This window comes from Sinorhizobium garamanticum, assembly GCF_029892065.1.
Lineage (GTDB): Bacteria > Pseudomonadota > Alphaproteobacteria > Rhizobiales > Rhizobiaceae > Sinorhizobium > Sinorhizobium garamanticum.
This window is the reverse complement of sequence record NZ_CP120373.1, coordinates 1,832,764-1,846,916: the sequence shown is the minus strand read 5'-3', so window position 1 is coordinate 1,846,916 and position 14,153 is coordinate 1,832,764. Positions and strand designations below refer to the sequence as shown.

Here is a 14,153-nt window from a genome sequence, read left to right as displayed (position 1 = left end):
CCGCAATGCGGGCGCTCCTGTTGGAGGATGGGGTTGCAGCGAGTGGATCTCCCCTTGTGGGGGAGATGCCCGGCAGGGCAGAGGGGGCTGCCAGGGACACTCACTTGAACAGCAATACCAATAAGAGGCACGCCTTCATGCCGACGACCGGAATTCCCCCCCTCGGCGTGACACGCACGCCAGACGGAACGCGCGTTGCGATCTGGTCCCGCAATGCCGCCCGCGTCGACCTCTGCCTGTTTGACGAGAGCGGGAACAGGGAATTGCGTCGCCTGCCGATGCTGCGCGACGGAGACGTTCACAGCCTGACGCTTGACGATGCGCCTGTCGGTACCCGCTATGGCTTCCGAGCCGACGGAATCTACTCGCCCGATCATGGGCTCTGGTTCGATCCTTCGAAGCTTTTGGTCGATCCCTACGCCATCGAGCTCGACCGTCCCTTTCGCCATGATCCTCGCCTGACCATCTTCGGCGAGGAGACCGCCGATCTGGTGCCGAAAGCGATCGTGACCGAAACAGAGGCGGTGAAGGTGAAGCCGCCGCTGTTCGAGCCCGGCGGCTTGATCTATGAGGTGGCTGTCAAACCGTTCACCATTCTTCATCCGGATGTTCCGGAGAAGAAACGCGGCACTGTCGCCGCCCTAGCGGAACCGGTGATCATTGACCACCTGAAGCGCCTTGGCGTCTCGGCCATCGAACTAATGCCGATCGTCGCCTGGATCGATGAGCGGCACCTACCGTCGCTCGGCCTTCACAACGGTTGGGGCTACAACCCGATCGCCCCCATGGCGCTCGATCCGCGCCTCGTGCCCGGCGGCACCGAGGAACTGCGCAAGACTGTCGAGACGCTGCACAAGGCCGGCATCGGCGTCATCCTCGATCTCGTCTTCAACCATTCCGGCGAGAGCGACCGCTACGGCACCACGCTTTCGATGCGCGGACTCGACAATCTCACCTATTACCGACATGCGATCGACCGGCCCGGCGAGCTCATCAACGACACCGGCTGCGGCAATACGATCGCTTGCGACCATCCGGTGGTACGGGATCTGATCCTCGACAGCCTGCGCCATTTCGTGCTTGCCGCCGGCGTCGACGGCTTCCGCTTCGACCTCGCGTCGATCCTCGGGCGTGACATGAGCGGCTTCCACCGCGACGCCGCTCTCTTTGCGGCCATTGCCGCGGACTCCGTGCTCGGCGATCGCATTCTCATCGCCGAGCCCTGGGATACCGGTCCCGGCGGCTACCAGCTCGGCAATTTCCCCGAACCCTTTCTCGAGTGGAACGACCGCGCGCGGGACGACATTCGCCGCTACTGGCGCGGCGACCGGCATGCGATCGGCGCACTGGCAACCGCACTCGCCGGCTCCTCCGATGCGTTCTCGCGGTGGGGCGAGACGGCAACGCGCAGCGTCAACTTCATCGCCGCGCATGACGGCTTCACGCTGGCGGATCTCACCTCTTATGCGCGCAAGCACAACGAGGCGAACGGCGAAGACAATCGCGACGGCCACAACGAGAACTATTCGTGGAACAATGGCGCCGAAGGTCCTATCGACGATCCGGAAATCGCGGCAGCGAGACAAGCCGACGCCATGGCGTTGATCGGCACGCTTTTCGCTTCGCGCGGAACGATCATGCTGACCGCCGGCGACGAAGGCGGGCGCAGTCAGAACGGCAACAACAATGCCTACGCGCAGGACAACGCCCTTACCTGGCTGGATTGGACGAAGCTCGACCCGAAGCTCATCGACCACACTGTCGCGCTCTCAGCGATGCGACGGCGCTTCGATGTCTTCGCGCAGACAAGCTTCTTCATCGGCAAGGGCGACGTCACATGGCTGCGCCTCGACGGCCATCCAATGACGGTCGAGGATTGGGAACACCCGGCGACCGACAATCTCGTCATGCTGCTTGCGACCAAGGACCGAGAGCAGCCACGAGCGACACGGCTCGCCGTGGTCATCAACCGCGGTCATGCGCCGCATCCCTTTCAGCCTCCCACAAACCTCGACGGCGAGTGGCGCGACGCTCTTTCCGGGACGGCGGCACCCCCATTCGTCGCCCCCCGCTCGGTAACCTTTGTCGTCGAAGTTTTCTGAGTTTTTACTAACACTTGCTAGATTTGCCCCTACCGGCCTATAGATCGGTGGGAGGCCCATGTTTCAGGACAATCATATGCCGCAAGACATTTCACTTTCGGACGTCAAGAAGCTGATCGGGCAGGAGATCGGGGTTTCCGACTGGATCACCGTGACCCAGAAGACCATCGACAGTTTTGCCGAGGCGACGGGCGACTTTCAGTTCATCCACACGGATCCGGTGCGCGCGGCAGCGGAAACGCCCTTCGGGGGCACGATCGCCCATGGGTTCCTGTCGCTCTCGCTGCTTTCGGCGATGAACTACAATTGCCTGCCCACGATCCGCGAGCAGACGATGGGCATCAATTACGGCTTCGACAAGGTCCGCTTCATCGCACCGGTGAAGAGCGGCGCCAAGGTGCGCGGCCGTTTCGCCATGGCCGACGCCCGCTTTCGCGGCGCCGGCATGTTGATGATCACCTATGACGTAACGGTGGAGATCGAGGGCGAGCGTAAGCCCGCCCTGACGGCGACATGGCAGACGATCATCCAGTTCGATCCGAAGGACCGGCCGGTCGATGCCTGAGCAAACGGGAACCGAGGAATCTGTCCGCCGGGCCTTTCGCGGGCAAGGCAAGGCCTGCGACGAACTCGGTTCCCCTTTCATGGCCAGGCTTTGCCGGCTGGCAGCTGAGCGCCTCGATGGTGAAAGTGCTGTCGGCAGCCGGGTCTTAGGCTGGGAAGGCAATCCCCGGCCCGAAGCGGACTCCGTGCCGCTGCGGCTGTTCGGTGCGCTTCATGCCCTCGTGTTGTTGAGACGCGACCATAGGCTGACTTCATGCTATCCGCCGAATGTTATCGACGATGAAACGCTCTGGGCCGCATGCGACGCGGCTTTTCGGAAGCACGCCGATTTCATCCTGGAGCGGCTGTCTTCCGCGCCGCAAACGAACGAGGTGCGCCGCTCAGGTGCACTGCTTGCCGGATTTCTCACGGTTGCGCGCACCTTCGGCAAACCACTTGTCCTGTCAGAAGTTGGTGCGAGTGCCGGTCTGAACCTGCACTGGGACCGCTACGGCTACGACCTTTCTAGCAGCCAATGGGGCGACATGGAATCCGGGGTCATCATCTCGCCCCAGTGGTCGGGAGAGGCGCTACCCGTCGGATCGGTCGAAATCGTCCGACGGGCAGGATGCGATATCAACCCGCTTGACCCAGCGAGCGAGGAGAACCGGTTGCGACTGCTCTCCTATATCTGGGCCGATCAGCCGGACCGGCTTGAGCGGACCCGAAATGCGTTTGCGATCGCGGCTGCTCACGGCAACCTTGTCGAGCGTAGCGACGCCGTGGACTGGCTCAAACAACGCCTCGCCCATCCCTTCCCCGGTGCAGTCCACGTCGTCTATCACTCGGTCGCCTGGCAATATCTGCCTGAATCCGCCCAGCAAGAGGGCGAGGCCCAGATCGCTACTGCGGGAAGAGCGGCAACGGCAGATGCGCCGCTCGCATGGCTTCAGATGGAAGCGGACGGCTTGAAACCTGGGGCTGCGCTGTCGCTCCAGACCTGGCCCGATGGTGAAAAACATCTGATCGGTCGGGCGGATTTCCATGGTCGATGGATAGAGTGGATCGGCTTACCGAAGGGATGACGTTGAACCGCAAGTTCAGAACGTGATCACATGGCGGATGACCCGGCCCTGATCGAGAAGATCGAAGGCCTCGTTGATCTCTTCGAGTGGCCCCGTGCTCGATAGCAGTCGGTCGACCGGCAGCCTGCCGCGCTGGTAGAGGGCGATGAATCGCGGGATATCGCGGCTCGGCACGCAGCTTCCCATGTAGCTTCCGCGGACTGTGCGCTCCTCGGCGACGAGGCTGACCGCAGGGATGGTAATCTGGCTTGAGGGATGGGCAAGTCCCGCCGACGCCGTCAAGCCGCCGCGCCGGGTGATCCGGTAGGCAAGCTCGAAGGCCCTGACCGATCCGGCCGCCTCCAGCGCATGGTCGACGCCGCCGCGGGTCGCCTCGCGGATCTTTTCGGCTGCATCCGGATCGCCAGCCAGAAACGCGTCCGTCGCGCCGAGTTGGAGCGCCAGCTTCAGCTTGTGCTCGGACAGATCGACCGCCACGACACGTTCGGCGCCGGCAGCGATCGCGCCCAAAACTGCCGCCAACCCGACGCCGCCGAGACCGACAACGGCAACGGACTGGCCGGGCCTGACCTGGCAGGTGTTGACGACTGCACCGACGCCCGTCAGCACGGCGCAGCCGAACAGGGCCGCTTCGACCATCGGCAGATCCGCGTCGATCCTGACGGCCGAGTGGCGCGAGACGACGGCATAATCAGCAAAGGCGGAAACGCCGAGATGGTGATGCACAGGAACCGCATCGCAGCGCAGGCGGCGCTCGCCTGAAAGCAGCGTCCCCTTTCCGTTTGCCTCTGCACCCGGAATGCAGAGCGCCGGCCTGCCTTCCGCGCAGGGCAGGCAATGGCCGCAGCTCGGCATGAAGCTCATCACCACGCGATCACCGGGCGCGACATCGCGCACGCTGCTGCCGACCGCCTCAACGGTGCCGGCCGCCTCGTGACCAAGCGCCATCGGCACCGGACGTGGCCGATCGCCGTTGATGACCGAGAGATCGGAGTGACAGAGGCCGGCGGCACCAATTCTGACCAGAAGCTCGTCCGGTCCTGGCGGATCGAGGTCGACGGTCTCGATCGAAAGAGGCCGGGTGTTGGCATAGGGCCTCTCGACCGGTGATTTCCTCAGCACCGCCGCGCGTGTCTTCACGCTCACTCCTCCGCTTCAAACTCATGATTCCTGGTCGAATCGACGCAAAAGGTAGCGTGATCGGTTCTTATGAGTCGAGACGCCGTTGGAGTGAATTGCCCCTCACCCTAGCACTCTCCCCGCACGCGGGGAGACGGGACTTGGGCAGCGTGGCAGGTCCCTTCTCCCCGTCAGAACGGGGAGAAGGTGCCGGCAGGCGGATGAGGGGCCAGGACTCGGTCGCTTACAAAAGAAAAGCGGCGGATCGCTCCGCCGCTTCCAAGTTCGAGAAAAACGCTTCTTTCAGTGCCCCGCGTCCTCGGCGCCCTCGGAGAGAAGACCGAAGACAAAGGGCGAAAACGACCGCCAGCACTCGACGCGGAACGTATCCTCGGCCGTGCGGAAGAGGACGATTTCCGCCTTGCCCAGAATCGTCCGCGAACAAGCGCCGACCGGGAAGATCGCGAGCGAAAGGTCCTGCGGACAACCGCTGTTGACCGCAACCTCGGCGCCCGGACCGCTGACGATGACCGCCGTGTTGCGATGGGAAATGTCGACCGCCGAATGCATGACGCCGCTGGACGCGGCAGCCGCCATCAAATCCTTGCCGTCTTCGTCGATTACCAGCCACTCGTCTGGACCGAGCCAGAGCGCGTGGCGCTTTCCGGTCGAAGCGGATGTCTTCGGCCGCGTCGGCAGAGTGAGCCCGAGCGCCGCGGAGAGTGCCGCAACGGCGTCCGGTTCGGCGCGCAGCGATATCCGCGAGGCGGGTGCGGCGGGCGTCAGGATCGCCGCTGGCGAGCCGCCACGGAGGCCGGCGAGCGGAGCATTGCGGATTGCAGTTGCCTGGTCAGCCATGGAGGCGACCTCCTTCCTTGTCAAAGAACACCATGTCGCTCACCTCGACGGCAATCGTCCGGTCGGCCATCGGGACGTAAAGGGTCTGCCCGAGGCGATCCCGTCCGCCGGCGACAAGCGCCAGCGCGATCGACCGGCCGCAATTTTCCGACCAGTAGGACGAGGTGACATGGCCAAGCATGGTCATCGGCTTCGGCTCGTTCGGATCGGCAACGATCTGCGCGCCTTCCTCCAGAACTACCTTCGGATCCTTGGTGAGGAGACCGACGAGCTGTTTGCGACCGTCCCTTACGAGGTCCGGGCGCTTCAGCCCGCGAATGCCGACGAAATCCGGCTTCTTCTTCGACACCGCCCAGGAAAGGCCGGCATCATCCGGGGTGACGGTCCCGTCGGTATCCTGCCCGACGATGATGTAGCCCTTCTCGGCGCGCAGCACGTGCATGGTCTCGGTGCCGTAGGCGCAGGCGCCCATCGGCTCCGCCCGAGCCCAGATCGCCTCCCATACGGCCTGGCCGTAGTCCGCCGGAACGTTGACTTCGAAACCGAGTTCGCCGGTGAACGACATGCGGAAGAGCCGCGTCGGCACGCCGCAGATCCGCCCTTCGGCAACGCTCATGTGCGGGAGAGCCTCGTTCGAAAGATCGATGCCTTCGACGAGCGGCGCGATGATCTCGCGCGCCTTCGGACCCTGCACCGCAATGACCGCCCACTGCTCGGTGGTGGAAGTGAGCCAGACTTTCAGATGCGGGAACTCCGTCTGCAGGTAGTCTTCCATGTGGTGCATGACGCGCGGCGCGCCGCCGGTCGTCGTCGTCACATGGAAGCGGTCCTCGGCAAGGCGGCCGACGACGCCGTCGTCATAGACGAAGCCGTCGTCGCGCAGCATGATGCCGTAGCGGCAGCGGCCGGGCTTCAGGTTGTCCCAAGCGTTCGTGTACATCAGATTGAGGAACTTGGCCGCATCGGGGCCGACGACCTCGATCTTGCCGAGTGTCGACGCGTCGAAGACGCCGGCCACCTCGCGAACGGTCTTGCATTCGCGCGCGACCGCTTCGTGCATAGTCTCGCCGGCCTTCGGATAGAACCAGGCGCGCTTCCAGTTGCTGACGTCCTCGAACTCGGCGCCCTGCCCCTCTTCCCAGGCATGCATCGGCGTCTTGCGGGCCGGATCGAACAGGCTTCCGCGGGAATGGTTGACGATCGCGCCGAAAGTCACCGGTGTGTAGGGCTGGCGGAAAGTCGTCAGCCCCACCTCGGGGATCCCCTTGCCGAGCGCTTCCGCGGCGATCGCGAGTCCGTGCATGTTGGAGAGCTTGCCCTGATCGGACGCCATTCCATTGGTGGTGAAGCGCTTGATATGCTCGACCGAGTGCATGCCCTCGCGCACGGCAAGGCGAATGTCCTTGGCGCAGACATCGTGCTGGAAGTCGATGAAAGCCTTGACCGTCGTATCCGGCCCCGCGCCTTCCGCTGCGCCGATCATGCCGCCTGTCCAGGCGAAGGCGTTCTCACCGGAGATCGCTAGCTGCGATCCGTTCTCAGCACCGGCAGCGCGCGCTGCCAGTTCACCGGCCGCAAGCGCCTCGTCGATCGTCGCCTGGAGATCGTCCGTGCCGTTGCATGCACCGATCGAGAGGCAATCCTGCGCATAGGTGCCCGGCAGGAAACGCTCCGTTGCGGCGTCGAACTTCACCTTGCCCCGCGATTGCGAGAAGAGGTGCACCGATGGCGTCCAGCCGGCGGAGACCAGCAGCGCATCGACGGCGATCTTGCGCGCCGCACCGCCACCCCTACGGGAAACGCTGATCGAGGAAATCCGGAGTTTGCCCGTAGTGTTGACGACCGAATGGCCCGTCAGCACCTCGATGCCGAGCCGGCGTGCTTCGTTGAGCACCGCCTCGCCAGGCTTCTCCCGGCTGTCGACGATAACAGGCACGGAGACACCCGCCTTCTTGAGATCAAAAGCGGCCTCATAGGCGGAATCATGCGCCGTGTAGATGCCGACCTTGGTTCCGACGGCGACGCCGAAGTGGTTGAGATAGGTGCGACCCGCCGATGCCAACATGATGCCCGGCCTGTCGTTGTTGGCGAAGACCATGTGACGCTCGATCGCGCCGTTGGCGAGGATGACCTTCTTCGCCCGCACCTGCCAGAGCCGCTCGCGCGGCAATGCCTTGTCCGGTGCCGAGAGATGATCGGTGACCCGTTCGACGAGACCGACGAAATTGTGGTTGTAGTAGCCGAACGCGGTCGTGCGGGTCAGTATCTTGACATTGTCCCGCTCCGCGAGCGCCTTGCCGGTCGCCTGCGCCCATTCGTAGCCGGGCTTGCCGTCGATGGCCGTGCCGCTGTCATAATGGAGCGCACCGCCCACTTCCGACTGCTCGTCGCAGAGGATGACCTTGGCGCCGGCCTGCGCGGCCGCAAGCGCCGCCGAAAGACCCGCAACGCCCGCGCCGATCACCAGCACGTCGCAATGCACGTAGCGGCTTGCATAGTGATCCGGATCGGCCTCCGTCGGCGCAACGCCGAGGCCGGCCGCACGGCGGATGAAGGGCTCATAGAGCTTGTGCCAAGCCGCCTTCGGCCACATGAAGGTTTTGTAATAGAAACCGGCGGCGAAGAAGGGCGAGAGCAGATCGTTGAACCCGCCGACATCGAAGGCGAGCGACGGCCAGCGATTTTGCGACGAGACCTTCATCCCGTCGAAGACCTCCTGCACCGTGGCGCGCACGTTCGGTTGTCTGCGTGCCGCGTCGCGCGATACGTCAAGCAGCGCATTCGGCTCTTCGGCGCCGGCGGAAAGAATGCCGCGCGGACGGTGGTACTTGAATGACCGGCCGACGAGATGGATACCGTGGGCAAGCAGGGCCGAGGCGACCGTATCGCCCTCGAGCGCCGTCAGCGTCCGGCCGTCGAAGGTGAACCTGGCGGTGCGGGCGGGCGTCAGGCGTCCCGCACCCGAAATGCGATTGACCCCGCTCATTGGGCTGCTCCTTCCAGGGGCTCGTAAGTCTCGGCCGTCGCGTTCGTTTTCGGCTTCGCCTCGAGGTCGGGCTTCGGCTCGCCGGCCTTGTAGGTGGTAAGGAACCGGTCGCTCACCGTGTCACGGGCCGCATTGAAGAAACGGCCGCAGCCATGGATGTGCCGCCATCTTTCGAAAATGACGCCCTTGGGGTTGTCGCGCAGGAAGAAATAAGCCTCGAACTCTTCGTCGCTGATCTCGGCGATATTGGTCGGGCGGGCGATATGGGCATCGCCGGCATTGCGGAATTCGAGCTCGGAGCGCTCTTCTTCGCAATAGGGGCAGTAAATCAGAAGCATCTGGAATGTCCTCGCATCAATGCGCAACGGCGGCAGCGGCCGCCTCGTCGATGAGCCGCCCGGTGCGGAAACGCTCGAGCGTCAGGCCCGCAGCGAGCCTGTGCGGCTCGCCGCGTGCGATGAGATGGGCAAAGAGGTTGGCCGAGCCCGGCGTCGCCTTGAAGCCGCCCGTTCCCCAGCCGGCGTTGAGGTACAGACCCGGCACCGGCGTGACACCTTGGATCGGCGAGCGGTCCTGCGTCACGTCGACGATACCGCCCCATTGCCGCATCATCTTGACGCGGCGGAACATCGGGAAGAGCTCGCAGATCGCGTCGAGCGTATGAGTAATGATCTGCAAGCCGCCGGTCTGCGAATAGGAATTATACTGGTCGGTGCCGGCGCCGATGACGAACTCGCCCTTGTCCGACTGCGAGATATAGGCATGCACCGAGTTCGACATGACAACGCAGGGGAAGATCGGCTTCAGCGGCTCGGAGACGAGCGCCTGCAGCGGCTGGCTCTGCAGCGGCACGCGCACGTCGGCCATCTGCATCAGCACCGACGAGTGGCCCGCAGCCGAAATGCCGACCTTCTTCGCGCCGATGAAGCCACGATTGGTATCGACGCCGATCACGCGACCGGTTGCATCGCGGCGAATGCCCGTCACTTCACAGTTCTGGATGATGTGGACGCCGCGGTCGGAAGCGCCGCGAGCATAGCCCCAAGCGACTGCGTCATGGCGCGCGGTGCCGCCGCGCCGCTGCAGCGCCGCGCCATTGATCGGATAGCGGGCGGTCTTCGAAATGTCGAGCGGCGGACAATAGGCCTTGGCCTGTTCCGGCGTCAGCCACTCGTTGTCGATGCCGTAGAGCCGGTTGGCATTGATGTGCCGCTTGAAGGACTGCTGGTCATGGATGTTGTGCGACAGCATCATGACGCCGCGCGGCGAATACATGACGTTGTAGTTCAGGTCCTGCGACAGGTTTTCCCAGAGCTTCAGCGAATGCTCATAGATGTCCATGCTCTCTTCATAGAGATAGTTGGACCGGATGATCGTCGTGTTGCGGCCGGTGTTGCCGCCACCGATCCAGCCCTTTTCGAGCACCGCGACATTGGTGATGCCATGCTCTTTGGCGAGGTAATAGGCCGCACCCAGGCCATGCCCGCCGCCGCCAATGATGATAACGTCATATTCCTTGCGCGGCTCCGACGAGGCCCACTGCGGCCCCCAGCCCTTGTGGCCGCGCAGCGCCTCCCGCGCCACGGCAAAAACAGAATATTTGCGCATCCGCCTGCTACTCCATGAACCCCGAGAAACGTGTTGTTGGCGTTAGAAATCGCAAATCTGGGAGCCATGCAACGTTTCTTTTGCGACGCGATTCGGCGAACTTGGGCAGACTTGCGACATCGTGTAAACACCCGCCGCGGAGGGCGGCGCTAGGCCCGCCATGCGCAGCGCAAGCCGCGCTTGTGCTTTTTTCGCGCTCGTTCGCGCTGTCGTCACTGGACTTTCCCCACATGATCTGGTATCCGCTTCCTTAATCGTAGAGCTGTCAGCTCAGCGAATGGAAATTCTTTGCCTCCCCTTACCTGGCGGTGAGGCTTACAACTCGAACAAAGGAACGGGATTCACGTGCAGGTACTTGTCCGCGATAACAATGTCGACCAGGCGCTCCGCGCTCTCAAGAAGAAGATGCAGCGCGAAGGCATTTTCCGCGAAATGAAGATGCGTGACTTCTACGAAAAGCCGTCCCAGAAGCGTGCGCGCGAAAAGGCCGAGGCCGTCCGCCGCGTTCGCAAGCTGGCTCGCAAGCGCGCACAGCGTGAAGGCCTTCTGGCTCGCTGATTTGTCGTTTTTTCGACGCTTTCTAATGTAAGTCGTGGCGGGGGCGAGGTATCGCCGCCGCCTTTTTAGTATGGACACCATGTCCGTCGCCAAGCTAGCGTGACGCATCAGCTTGCGACGGTCAGCCGCCCGGACGGGATAAGCCGGTCGGATCGCCGGAGGATCTGATGAACCCCTGGCTGGAGCCCCGCGTATTCGCCGGTCTCCGTGAATAGAAAGCCGACGGCTTTCGGGACCTTGTCGCATTGAGGGATCGACTTTGACACTTGCTGCCATGACTGCGGACGTCTCCGCCATTAATGAGGCGCACCGCCGCCACCAGCGCAGGCCGAAGCTTGCTGCCATGCTCATCCTCGGCTCCGCCCTGCTTCTTGCAGGCTGCCAGACCGACAACTCCGAATCGATGATCCGCGTCGAGCGGGCGCAGGGCTCGGAGGAAAACATCGCTTCGCTTTCGAACGTCATCGCCTCCAATCCGAGCGACCCGGAAGGATACAATGTACGCGGCTCGGCGTACGGCCGTGCCGGCGAATTCCGTCGCGCGCTCGCCGATTTCGATAAGGCGATCGAGCTCAATCCGCGCTTCTACCAGGCCTATGCCAATCGCGCGCTCGTTCAGCGCAACATGGGCAACCAGCAGGCCGCCCTCTCGGACTACAATGCATCGCTGCAGCTCAATCCGAGCTACGACGTCGCCTACATCGGCCGCGGCAACCTCTATCGCCAGGCGGGCCAGCTCGACGCTGCCTTCAATGACTTCAACAAGGCGATCCAGCTCGACACGAGCGATCCCCGCGCCTATCACAATCGCGGCCTGATCTATCAGGCGCGCAACGAGCATGGGCAGGCGATCGAGGATTTCTCGACGGCGATTTCGCTCTCGCCAAGCTCGCCGGAACCCTATAACGGCCGCGGCATTTCCTATGCCGCCCAGGGCGATGACGACAATGCCTTTTCCGATTTCAACACCGCCATCAACCTGAACGGCAAAGTGGCGGAGTCCTGGGCAAACCAGGGTCTGATCTACGAGCGCCGCGGCGACAAGGCTAGGGCGTCGAAGTCCTATTCGCATGCACTTTCGCTCGATCCCAAATACGAGCCGGCCCGGGCAGGTCTCGCCCGTGTGAAATCGGTGTCTTGATCGGAAATTTCCCGCTCTTTCGACGCCCGCGACAATCTCGCGGGCGTTTTTTTATGCTGGCCTACTGCATGTATCCTTAAATCGCATGCGATTTAAGGATAAAAACATGCAGCAATTCAAAGTGCTACAGCGTCCTTTGCGCGTCTGATAAGACGCGCGGCGCTGCAGGTACAGCGGCAGATCCCCCACTGGTGGAACCTTCATGGTCTCAACTCCGTTTGACCAATGGCTTCAACAACGGAGACTGAGCCATGATCAAGCAAACCTTCATCGCAGCAGCCGCGCTTGCTGCCCTTTCGGGCGCCGCACCCGCTGCTGCGCAGAGCTATGTCACGCTCGGCCGCCTCACTTGCGGCTCGGAAGGCGGCACAGGTCTCATCATCACTTCAACGAAGAACCTGATGTGCACCTACAGGCCCGCCAACGGCGCGCCGACCGCCGTCTATGCGGGCATGATCAGGAAGTTCGGCCTTGACGTCGGTGCGACCGGCAAGAGTGTGATGGTTTGGGATGTGCTGGCCAAGACCGGCACGCCGGTGACCGCGCACGCCCTGGCCGGCGAATATTACGGCCTTGGGGCCGATGCGAGCTTTGCGATCGGCGGCGGTGCCAAGGTGATCGCCGGCGGCACGAACAAGGCCTTCATGCTGCAGCCGGTGAACGTCCAGGTCCAGGAAGGCCTGAACATTGCGGTCGGCGTCGACCAATTGACGCTGGCGCCGGCAGGCTGATCATCGCACCAGAATCCGCCATGTCGCGGAAAACAGGCTCAAGGCCCCGGTCGAACCGGGGCCTTTGCGATTCAGACATGCTCGCAAGCCGGTCGGACAGACGAACTGCAACTGGCCGAACGATCAAATGTCGAATAGTTTATCGCATCGGTCATCTGCGCCCGCCAGCAGGAAGCAGATGTCGTCCCGACAGGTAGAATGATGAACGACCAGCAGATCCGCGAGCTAATACTGTGGACATCCGAGCAGGGAATCCGCGGGAGCGAGGAGCCCGAGCTGCTCGCCGGCTTCTGCGAGAGGTGCCGACAGGCCGGGCTCCCCATCGAGCGCGCGCTCGGCCTAATCGACACGCTTCATCCCGAAATCGAAGGCCGTTCCTTCACTTGGGACAGCGAAAGCGGAGACGCCCCCGAGGTCACTCCCTACGGATCGACCGCCACCGGCGAGATGCAGGCGAGCTGGCAGCGCTCGATCTTCTATCACATGCTCGTGGAACACCAGGCCGAGCGACGCATTCGGCTCGCCGCTGAAACGTCGGTTCCCTACAATTTCCTCGACACGTTGAAGGCCGAAGGGCACACGGACTGCTTCACCACAATCCACTACTTCACCGACCGGGGCCGCGTCGGCGAGATGGACTGCTTTTATTCCTATTGGACGACGAAGAGGGCCGGCGGATTCAGCGAAGATGAGGTCGCCGCGTTGAGAGTGCTGTTGCCGACGCTGGCGCTTGCCGTCAAGGCGGCCTCCTGTGTCCGCATTATCGGCACGCTCGCCGATGTCTATCTCGGTCAGGACGCCGGCCAGCGCGTCGTCAAGGGCAGCATCGAACGCGGGGCGGCCGAGAAAATCGAAACCGTCATGTGGTTTTCCGACCTGCGCAACTATACGCGGATATCCGAGACGGTCGCACCAGAGGAGGTCATTCCGCTGCTCAACGACTATGCCGGCACCGTGATCACCGCCATACACGATCATGGCGGCAGCGTCTTGAAGCTGATCGGCGACGGCGTACTTGCGATCTTCAATGCCGACGACCGCGCCAGCGCCTGTGCCTCGGCCGTCGCCGCCGAGCGGCAGTTGCGCCTGATGCTGAACGAGCTGAACGCGAAACGGCTCGTGGATGGAAAGCCGACGACTGACGTCTACCTGGGCCTGCATATCGGCGAGGTCTTTTATGGCAATATCGGCAGCCAGAACCGGCTCGATTTCACCGTCGTCGGTCCGGCGGTCAACGAGGTGAGCCGAATCGCGTCGATGTGCCGGTCGGTCGAACGGCATGTCATCATGTCCTCGGAATTTGTCGAGGCCTGTCCACCCGTGTTGCGCGCCGACGCCGTTTCACTCGGCCGCTTCGCGTTGCGCGGCATCGCCCGGGCAAAGGAGCTGTTTACCTGGGACCCGGAGATTGCCGCCACCTGA

General features: G+C 63.2%; 12 protein-coding genes. 7 read left to right on the top strand and 5 right to left on the bottom strand.

Annotation, left to right across the window (positions count from 1 at the left end):
* Positions 1 to 137 precede the first annotated feature (137 nt).
* The 3 genes from glgX (at position 138) to PZN02_RS08545 (ending at position 3,730) form a co-directional block, all read left to right on the top strand.
* On the top strand, positions 138 to 2,102 hold the full coding sequence (gene glgX / locus PZN02_RS08555; RefSeq protein WP_280661146.1) for a glycogen debranching protein GlgX: 1,965 nt from the start codon (positions 138 to 140) through the stop codon (positions 2,100 to 2,102).
* A gap of 76 nt (positions 2,103 to 2,178) precedes the next feature.
* Entirely contained in the window at positions 2,179 to 2,667 is a 489-nt protein-coding gene (locus PZN02_RS08550) for a MaoC family dehydratase (RefSeq protein ID WP_280661145.1), read from the top strand.
* Positions 2,660 to 3,730 carry a DUF2332 domain-containing protein gene (locus PZN02_RS08545; RefSeq protein WP_280661144.1) on the top strand — a complete coding sequence of 357 codons (1,071 nt, stop codon included), beginning with the start codon at positions 2,660 to 2,662 and terminating at the stop codon, positions 3,728 to 3,730. Before PZN02_RS08550 ends, PZN02_RS08545 begins: the two co-directional genes overlap by 8 nt.
* A 15-nt stretch (positions 3,731 to 3,745) precedes the next feature.
* Here PZN02_RS08545 and PZN02_RS08540 read toward each other — a convergent pair whose 3' ends face one another.
* From PZN02_RS08540 to PZN02_RS08520, 5 genes are all read right to left on the bottom strand, one after another.
* Positions 3,746 to 4,870, bottom strand: coding sequence for a zinc-dependent alcohol dehydrogenase family protein (locus PZN02_RS08540; protein WP_280661143.1), 1,125 nt, complete (start codon positions 4,868 to 4,870; stop codon positions 3,746 to 3,748).
* A gap of 282 nt (positions 4,871 to 5,152) precedes the next feature.
* Positions 5,153 to 5,707, bottom strand: coding sequence for a sarcosine oxidase subunit gamma family protein (gene soxG, locus PZN02_RS08535; RefSeq protein WP_280661142.1), 555 nt, complete (start codon positions 5,705 to 5,707; stop codon positions 5,153 to 5,155).
* A complete protein-coding gene (locus PZN02_RS08530) occupies positions 5,700 to 8,693 on the bottom strand; it encodes a sarcosine oxidase subunit alpha (protein ID WP_280661141.1) in 2,994 nt (997 codons plus the stop codon). Before PZN02_RS08530 ends, soxG begins: the two co-directional genes overlap by 8 nt.
* Positions 8,690 to 9,031, bottom strand: a complete 342-nt coding sequence (locus PZN02_RS08525; protein WP_280661140.1) for a sarcosine oxidase subunit delta — start codon at positions 9,029 to 9,031, stop codon at positions 8,690 to 8,692. The genes PZN02_RS08530 and PZN02_RS08525 overlap by 4 nt, the downstream gene beginning before the upstream one ends.
* 16 nt (positions 9,032 to 9,047) lie before the next feature.
* A complete protein-coding gene (locus PZN02_RS08520) occupies positions 9,048 to 10,301 on the bottom strand; it encodes a sarcosine oxidase subunit beta family protein (RefSeq protein ID WP_280661139.1) in 1,254 nt (417 codons plus the stop codon).
* Between the two features lie 345 nt (positions 10,302 to 10,646).
* Here PZN02_RS08520 and rpsU point away from each other — a divergent pair, with 345 nt between their 5' ends.
* The 4 genes from rpsU (at position 10,647) to PZN02_RS08500 (ending at position 14,153) form a co-directional block, all read left to right on the top strand.
* Positions 10,647 to 10,859 carry a 30S ribosomal protein S21 gene (gene rpsU / locus PZN02_RS08515; RefSeq protein WP_012709405.1) on the top strand — a complete coding sequence of 71 codons (213 nt, stop codon included), beginning with the start codon at positions 10,647 to 10,649 and terminating at the stop codon, positions 10,857 to 10,859.
* Positions 10,860 to 11,118: 259 nt separating this feature from the next.
* Entirely contained in the window at positions 11,119 to 12,000 is an 882-nt protein-coding gene (locus PZN02_RS08510; protein WP_280661138.1) for a tetratricopeptide repeat protein, read from the top strand.
* Between the two features lie 251 nt (positions 12,001 to 12,251).
* On the top strand, positions 12,252 to 12,731 hold the full coding sequence (locus PZN02_RS08505) for a DUF992 domain-containing protein (RefSeq protein WP_280661137.1): 480 nt from the start codon (positions 12,252 to 12,254) through the stop codon (positions 12,729 to 12,731).
* Positions 12,732 to 12,932: 201 nt separating this feature from the next.
* Positions 12,933 to 14,153: an adenylate/guanylate cyclase domain-containing protein gene (locus tag PZN02_RS08500; protein ID WP_280661429.1), complete on the top strand. Its 1,221-nt coding sequence runs from the start codon at positions 12,933 to 12,935 to the stop codon at positions 14,151 to 14,153.

Bases quoted from the DNA above. Each gene is read 5' to 3' on its own strand.
- glgX (WP_280661146.1), top strand. From the start codon at position 138: ATGCCGACGACCGGAATTCCCCCCCTCGGCGTGACACGCACGCCAGAC.
- PZN02_RS08520 (WP_280661139.1), bottom strand. From the start codon at position 10,301: ATGCGCAAATATTCTGTTTTTGCCGTGGCGCGGGAGGCGCTGCGCGGC.
- PZN02_RS08530 (WP_280661141.1), bottom strand. From the start codon at position 8,693: ATGAGCGGGGTCAATCGCATTTCGGGTGCGGGACGCCTGACGCCCGCC.
- PZN02_RS08500 (WP_280661429.1), top strand. From the start codon at position 12,933: ATGAACGACCAGCAGATCCGCGAGCTAATACTGTGGACATCCGAGCAG.
- PZN02_RS08525 (WP_280661140.1), bottom strand. From the start codon at position 9,031: ATGCTTCTGATTTACTGCCCCTATTGCGAAGAAGAGCGCTCCGAGCTC.
- soxG (WP_280661142.1), bottom strand. From the start codon at position 5,707: ATGGCTGACCAGGCAACTGCAATCCGCAATGCTCCGCTCGCCGGCCTC.
- PZN02_RS08545 (WP_280661144.1), top strand. From the start codon at position 2,660: ATGCCTGAGCAAACGGGAACCGAGGAATCTGTCCGCCGGGCCTTTCGC.
- PZN02_RS08550 (WP_280661145.1), top strand. From the start codon at position 2,179: ATGCCGCAAGACATTTCACTTTCGGACGTCAAGAAGCTGATCGGGCAG.
- PZN02_RS08505 (WP_280661137.1), top strand. From the start codon at position 12,252: ATGATCAAGCAAACCTTCATCGCAGCAGCCGCGCTTGCTGCCCTTTCG.